The sequence below is a fragment of the Marinisporobacter balticus genome, from assembly GCF_004345705.1.
In the GTDB taxonomy this organism is placed as follows: domain Bacteria; phylum Bacillota; class Clostridia; order Peptostreptococcales; family Thermotaleaceae; genus Marinisporobacter; species Marinisporobacter balticus.
Genome location: NZ_SLWV01000003.1, coordinates 243,463 through 250,568 on the forward strand (window position 1 = coordinate 243,463; position 7,106 = coordinate 250,568).

General features: G+C 34.0%; 8 protein-coding genes, 1 pseudogene and 1 riboswitch. Of the genes and pseudogenes, 2 read left to right on the top strand and 7 right to left on the bottom strand.

The genetic code is table 11. From position 1 onward, the window contains the following. Positions 1-17 precede the first annotated feature (17 nt). Complete coding sequence (locus EV214_RS04215; protein ID WP_132243010.1) at positions 18-1,622, top strand: peptide chain release factor 3; 1,605 nt, start codon at positions 18-20, stop codon at positions 1,620-1,622. A gap of 48 nt (positions 1,623-1,670) precedes the next feature. On the opposite strand, the gene EV214_RS04220 is transcribed toward EV214_RS04215, so the two are convergent. The 5 genes from EV214_RS04220 to EV214_RS04235 all read right to left on the bottom strand — a co-directional run bounded on the left by EV214_RS04220 (position 1,671) and on the right by EV214_RS04235 (position 5,474). Next, positions 1,671-2,462, bottom strand: a complete 792-nt coding sequence (locus EV214_RS04220; RefSeq protein WP_132243012.1) for an N-acetylmuramoyl-L-alanine amidase family protein — start codon at positions 2,460-2,462, stop codon at positions 1,671-1,673. 170 nt (positions 2,463-2,632) lie between these two features. After that, positions 2,633-2,851 carry an HAD family hydrolase gene (locus tag EV214_RS19615; RefSeq protein WP_132243014.1) on the bottom strand — a complete coding sequence of 73 codons (219 nt, stop codon included), beginning with the start codon at positions 2,849-2,851 and terminating at the stop codon, positions 2,633-2,635. Continuing rightward, the gene (locus EV214_RS04230) at positions 2,796-3,089 is read right to left on the bottom strand and encodes a hypothetical protein (protein ID WP_243116548.1); all 294 of its coding nucleotides are present in this window, start codon (positions 3,087-3,089) and stop codon (positions 2,796-2,798) included. Before EV214_RS04230 ends, EV214_RS19615 begins: the two co-directional genes overlap by 56 nt. A 372-nt stretch (positions 3,090-3,461) precedes the next feature. Continuing rightward, complete coding sequence (locus EV214_RS18645) at positions 3,462-3,626, bottom strand: hypothetical protein (protein WP_165916218.1); 165 nt, start codon at positions 3,624-3,626, stop codon at positions 3,462-3,464. 91 nt (positions 3,627-3,717) lie between these two features. Next, a riboswitch (glycine riboswitch) is annotated at positions 3,718-3,806 on the bottom strand. A gap of 192 nt (positions 3,807-3,998) precedes the next feature. Next, positions 3,999-5,474 (bottom strand): protein adenylyltransferase SelO, encoded by a 1,476-nt coding sequence (locus tag EV214_RS04235; protein WP_132243016.1) that lies wholly within the window; start codon positions 5,472-5,474, stop codon positions 3,999-4,001. A gap of 384 nt (positions 5,475-5,858) precedes the next feature. On the opposite strand from EV214_RS04235, the gene EV214_RS04240 reads away from it, so the two are divergent. Continuing rightward, on the top strand, positions 5,859-6,338 hold the full coding sequence (locus EV214_RS04240; protein ID WP_330571250.1) for a cupin domain-containing protein: 480 nt from the start codon (positions 5,859-5,861) through the stop codon (positions 6,336-6,338). Positions 6,339-6,469: 131 nt separating this feature from the next. Here the strand turns inward: EV214_RS04240 and EV214_RS04245 are convergent. Then, positions 6,470-6,946, bottom strand: a pseudogene (locus EV214_RS04245) (class I SAM-dependent methyltransferase); the annotation flags it as partial. 21 nt (positions 6,947-6,967) lie between these two features. Next, the coding region (locus EV214_RS04250; protein WP_165916219.1) for an IS3 family transposase at positions 6,968-7,106 on the bottom strand (139 nt) is incomplete at its 5' end.

The following is a 7,106-nucleotide window of genomic DNA, read 5'->3' on the forward strand; positions in this document are numbered from 1 at the left end:
TAAAGGAAGATGAAAAAATGTCTGAAGAAAATTTAAGCTTTATTGATCAGGTTCGAAAAAGAAGAACTTTTGCAATCATTTCCCACCCAGATGCGGGAAAAACAACATTAACAGAAAAGTTACTATTATATGGTGGGGCTATCCGTTCTGCAGGAGCAGTTAAATCAAGAAGATCACAGAAATATGCAGTATCTGACTGGATGGAAATAGAAAAACAAAGAGGAATCTCTGTTACTTCTAGTGTACTTCAGTTCGATTATAATGGTTTTTGTATTAACATCCTTGATACACCAGGGCATCAAGATTTTAGTGAGGATACCTATCGAACGCTAATGGCAGCAGACAGTGCTGTTATGGTTATTGATTGTTCAAAAGGTGTAGAAGCTCAGACAAAAAAACTATTCCAAGTTTGTAAAATGAGAGGAATTCCAATTTTCACATTTATTAATAAGCTAGATCGTGCAGGAAGAGATCCCTTTGAACTACTATCCGATATTGAAGAAGTTCTAGGAATCCGCTCTTATCCAATGAATTGGCCTATTGGAAGGGATAAAGATTTTAAGGGCGTTCTCAATCGTCAGAAAAATCAATTTGAACTATTCAACGATGGTAACCATGGTCAATCTATTGCTAAGGCAATAACAGGAGACCTCTCCGATGAAAAAATTAGCGATTTACTAGGTCAAAATCTTCATGAACAGCTACTAAACGATATTGAATTACTAGATATAGCTGGAGATGATTATAATTTAGATCAAATATTAAATGGGGAATTAACACCTGTGTTCTTTGGGAGTGCGCTTACAAATTTTGGTGTACAACCATTTTTAGAATCCTTTTTAAACATAACCACCCCCCCAAAACCCCGTGCTAGTAATTTAGGACCCATCCATCCTGAGACAACTAATTTTTCTGGCTTCATTTTTAAAATACAAGCAAATATGAATCCTACCCATAGGGATCGAATCGCATTCTTAAGAATTTGTTCTGGTAAATTTGAAAAAGGCATGACCGTAAATCATGTACAAGAAAATAAAAAAGTAAGATTAGCACAGCCGCAGCAGTTTTTAGCGCAAGATCGCATGATCGTAGACACAGCTTATCCAGGCGACATTATCGGAATTCATGATCCCGGAATATTCAAGATCGGCGATACTTTATGCCAAGATGGATCAAAATTGCAATATGAAGGGATCCCAGTATTTGCTCCAGAACATTTTGCAAAAATATTTACAAAAAATTCTCTCAAGCGGAAACAATTTTTGAAAGGGATTACCCAATTGTCAGAAGAAGGTTCTATACAGGTATATAAACGGCCTAATATTGGTGTTGAGGAATTAATTGTTGGTGTCGTTGGTGTTCTTCAATTTGAAGTATTAGAATATCGTCTTAAAAATGAATATGGTGTTGATATTATCATAGAAAAACTCCCTTATCGCTATATACGTTGGGTAGAGATGGATAATTTTGATCAAAGTACCTTTTCTATTACAATGGATACCATGATCGTTGAAGATGAAGATGAGCATCCTGTGTTATTATTCCAAAATGAATGGTCTATAGACCAAGTAAAAGATCGAAATAAAAATGCTCTATTAAAAGAAATCTCCTTAAGAAAATAAATGAAAAAACACACGATATATCTAATAAGACATATCGTGTGTTTTGTACTATTTTTCGTCTTCTAATACGGTTACTTTCTTTATTACTACATCTGCCTTAGACACTGATACTTCCTCTGAATATTGTTTTTCTCTACTCTTTTCTTGATTGTCACGGTAATTCATAATTGCTTCACTTATTGCATTAGCATACCCTTTCTTTCCTTCTTCAGAAATTAAAATTTCTGTATCTTGCACATTGCTAAGATAGCCTAATTCAACTAACACAGCTACTCCATTGGTATTTCTTAAAACATATAGCCCTTTATCTCTTTCATATCTTAACCCTCTATTTTTAGTAAATCCAATATTTTTAAATTTATCACTTATTTCTTTTGCCAAATTCTCAGATTCAGTATTCTTGAATCTACACCAAACTTCTGTACCTTTAACTTTGGATGAATCTTTAAAGTAATTAGCATGAATAGATATAAAAATATCTGCACCTACATCATTCGCAATTTTACTTCTTCCCTTTAAAGATTTATTTTGTGTTGTCCATGGAACATGATCTGTGTCACGTGTATATACAACATGTATATTTTTATCTTTTAAAATTTCTCCCACTCTCAAAGCAATATCTAGAACTAAATCTTTTTCAGCAACATTAAATTCTTTGTTGAAAGCGCCCGTATCATATCCCCCATGACCTGGATCTATGCAAACTGTAAAAGTAGGCTTCGTTAAATAGTCGATACAGAAAATTATACCTGTTATCATTAGAATTATCAACAATACTGAAAATAATCGTCTATATAAACGTTTCTTTTTTTTTCTAGATATGCTACATCTTACCCCCATAAACAAATCCCCCTTTGATCTTCATTCAGCGCTAATATATTCCATTATTATCCATATAATTCTTTAAATACAGCTAAACTTCCGTATGGTTGCTCTTTTGCCGTTCTTACAAATAATATATTTTGACTTGTTCAATATTAATACACAAAGATATTACTCTTAATTTTTTATTATTTACAAATGTACTGTATATGTTCTATATCTACGTTATAAAATGCTATATCTTTAATGTATTGAGGAGCATTTGTTGTGGCTACTGAGTGTTTATATTCAGATAGCATTTCTAGATCATTTTTGCTATTCCCTACTACTAGTATGTAGTCTATATTATATTCATTCCACTGGCATATCTGTTGTATGCCCGATGTTTTGCTTGCACTGGGATGCAATTTCTAGTGATTCCAATTTTTGATGATTGAGGTTTGTTAGACTTAGCCCGTTACTTCCCTTTATCGTTAAGTGTTTTAGATTTGGCAAGGCAGCTATCAGCTCTGAATAGTTGCCTTGCTCGATCCATGATACTTCACACTCTTCATAGGTCATATCTCCCACGTATAGACTTTCTATATGTGCGACTTTTTCATTATTGGCTACTAGTTCATCCAGAATTGGCATCTTTATCGCCATCTTCGTAATCTTCATAATCATAAAAATATTTTTTTGAATTTTCTACTGTATTCACCCTTTACAATATTAGTTTCTTATTTATCTGAGGTATTTGATATAATTTGCCTATCTCATTTTTTATTTGGTAATTCTAACAAATTATGTATTTATGCATTTAATTATAACGCATTTACTATTATATCGACAATACTAAATTTAAACAGGATCAGAATTTAGGAATATTAAAACTTCACAATTTCTTCTGATTTATATTCCAAATGAAGTACTGGAAGGTATTTCAAGTGGTTAAATCCACATACAACAAGAAAGCTCCTGGAATCCAAGCGCTTTCTTATTGTGTGTGGATACATTTGATATTCTTATAAAAGATAATTATCTTTGGAGATTTGATGCACTACTATATGACTTACTTTCTTTTTCACTTTTATTCAATACATTTGGATATTCCATATATCCTTTAATACTAAAGAATATAGTAATTCCCCAGAACATCCATTCCACCAAGCTTAATGTTTTCAACACACTTAATATAGCCATTTTAAATTTCCCCTTTCTTTTTTAGACAATATTTATATTTTTTGAAAATAATAAAAGGACAGAGAGTAAAGAAGCACAATAAATAAATGCTTCTCTACTCCCTGTCCTTTTATCTGAAAGCTTCTTACATAGTAAGTTACTCCTTCGATGTCCTAATAGGATCTCTCCAGGGTTGTGTCAAATCATTGTATTTCACCTGAAAGTTTCAAAATAGTTTGAGAGCTCAAATCTATTTTTTGCTCCTACGGTCATTCAATAAAAGAATGTCTCCAATGATTCTCATTCACCGATATTTACTTTATAAACTGAGTATACGCTTAATGAAATAGATAGTCAATATATTTTTCAGTAGATTTTCCTGATGCCTTCACATTAAGTTCCACAAAAAGTTTTGTAAGGACAGGTTGATGGCTTGGGCAGTGCGGAATAATCAACCTGTTCGTGAGAGTGTGCGTAGGGACTTGAAAGAACATCTAAAAGCCTCTCCATCACATTGTAGTCTCCTCGTTTCACTGCGGCTTCTAGTGCTTCTTCTACCCGATGGTTACGAGGAATTAGAGCGGGATTGGTATTTCTCATCAACTGTTGCGAGGAGGTTTTTGATTCCTGCTGTCTATCTAATCTCGCTTTCCACACCTCATGCCACTGAGCAAATTCCGCGGTACCAAATAAGACTGTATCCTCTAGATTATTAAAAGTTAATGCACGGAAGGTATTAGTATAGTCTGCGCGATATTTCTGCATCATACTAAGGAGGCCTTTAATAAGTGTTTCATCCTGTAGTTCTTCGTTAAATATTCCTAGTTTTGCTCTCATCCCTGCAAGCCAATTCCTATGATACGATTCAGAAAATTCTGCAATCGCATCTTGGGATAGTTTTACAGCTTGCTCTCGATTGACATGCAGTAGCGGTAACAGCGTTTTAGCAAATCTTTCGAGATTCCATTGTGCAATATAGGGCTGATTACCATAAGCATAGCGACCATGAATATCAATAGAACTAAATACCGTTTCTAGATCATAGGTATCCATAAAGGCACAAGGACCATAATCAATAGTTTCTCCACTAATAGTCATATTGTCAGTATTCATTACTCCATGGATAAAACCAATTAGTTGCCATTTTGCAATCAATATAGCCTGACGCTTAATCACTTCATGAAGTAGGAAAAGATAACGATTTTCAGCACTACCAATATCCGGAAAATGTCTTTGCAATGCATAATCAGCTAGCGATCGCAGATCCTCAACAGTTCCCCATTTTGAAACGTATTGAAATGTGCCAACGCGTATATGGCTAGCGGCTACGCGAGTCAAAATTGCACCAGGTAGGTCTGTTTCTCGGATTACTGTCTCGCCAGTTGCCACCACTGCCAGACTACGCGTGGTAGGAATATCAAGTGCATGCATTGCTTCACTAATGATATATTCACGCAGCATCGGTCCAAGTGTCGCTCGACCATCACCCCCACGAGAGTATGGTGTTCTGCCTGAACCTTTAAGCTGAATATCAACCCTCTTACCTAGAGGAGTAATCTGTTCTCCAAGTAGTACAGCCCTTCCGTCTCCTAACATAGTAAAATACCCAAATTGATGTCCTGCGTAAGCTTGCGCAAGAGGCGAAGCATCTTTTGGAATCTGGTTGCCAGCAAGGACATCTAGGCCATCCTTGCTTTTTAGTTCCTGAGCGTTCAGCCCCAAAGATGCTACCAATGGATCATTAAGAATGATCCATTTCGGTGAGCGTACAGGGGTTGGATTGAGTTTGGTAAAAAATGATTTCGGTAGACGCGCATAGCTATTGTCTAAGTTCCATCCTATTTCTATTGTTGCTTTTTTCTCTGTCATCGTATCTCCTTCTCTTCTATATTTTTGTATCTTATTCTTCTTTTACATCAAACAACAATCATAGTTACTCTATGGTATTTTGAATTATCTATTTTGTTCATCAATACAATCCAACCGCTTTTAGTATCTGCAATAAATGAATCAAATAAACCCTACACCCATATTTTTTCAGTACTTTACTATATTGCATTCAAAATAACTTCTATGTTAGAAAATCTTGGTTTTTAAAGAATCAACAATGTATTATTCCTACCTATGCGTAAAGAATAACCCTTTCTAGTCTAAATGTTATGCACTCACGTACATAGAATTCCTGTGAATTTAAGCACATTCGCTAGCCATAGAGAATATTCTATTATAAAGACTATGAAAGGAATGAGCAATATGTATAATTATTATAGACCATATCCATGTCCTTACTGGAATAACCCACCAATGTATGTCCCAAGACAGTTTATTAAATTGAAGGATTATGGACCAGAACCCTTTGTCGTTAATATTGAAGAAGCTACTAAACAAAATACTAACTTCCGTACCGCCTTATGGACAGGAAATCATTTGCAACTTACCTTGATGAGTATCCATGTTGGTGAAGATATAGGTTTAGAAATTCATCCAAACCTTGATCAATTTGTACGTATTGAAGAAGGTCAAGGCCTGGTTCAAATGGGTGATAGAAAAGATAATCTAGATTTTCAAAGAAAAGTGTTTGATGATTATGCCTTCATTATACCTGCTGGAAAATGGCATAATCTGATTAATATAGGTAACAAACCTCTCAAACTATACTCTATTTATGCTCCACCGCAACATCCATATGGTACAATTCATGAAACGAAAAAAGATGCAGAAGCTGCTGAATAAAGCTATAGTCACTAATATCTAAAAGAAATGCTTAGTGCTATCAACACTGAGCATTTCTTTATTTTCTACACTTATTAAGAGTACACTTCTTACTTTAAACTTTGCATCTCTTTGGATTCAAACTCTAGTAGTTACTTTTTTGCAATAATAACAAACATATCATCATTATCAATCTCGGTAGTTGTTTTTAAACCTAAATTCTTTAAGTATTTCTTAATCACATTCATTTGTGGTAATTTATCTTTTGCTACTACCTGAGAAACATTTTTATGAAGATTATTAATTGCTTTTCTACTTTGAGAATGACAAATTGTAAATTTACCATCTTTCTTTAAATACTTTACTATAGTTTTAACTGCTAATTGCTTATTGAAAAAGTGTGGGAAAACTGAATAACAAATTATAAATTCAAAGTATTCTATTGGTAAAGCAGCTTCTAAAATATCATCACAAATAAAAGAGACATTTTCATTCGGATATTTTTTTGTTGCAATTCCAAGCATTTTATCTGAAACGTCAATTGCTATGATTTTGCCTTGTTCTCCAATTTTTTCTCTTAGATAAGGTATAAGAATACCTGTTCCTGTTCCTACATCTAATATCTTTGATCCTGGATTGTCAACAGTAAATCAAACAACTTTTTTAAGGTTAGTAATCCTATATTGATACGGTGTTAAATATCCTAGTGATGAATGAATCCTATAATTGTTGAACCAGTTTACATAATCAGCTAATTGGTATTTTAGATCATCAAGTCTTTCGAAAGTT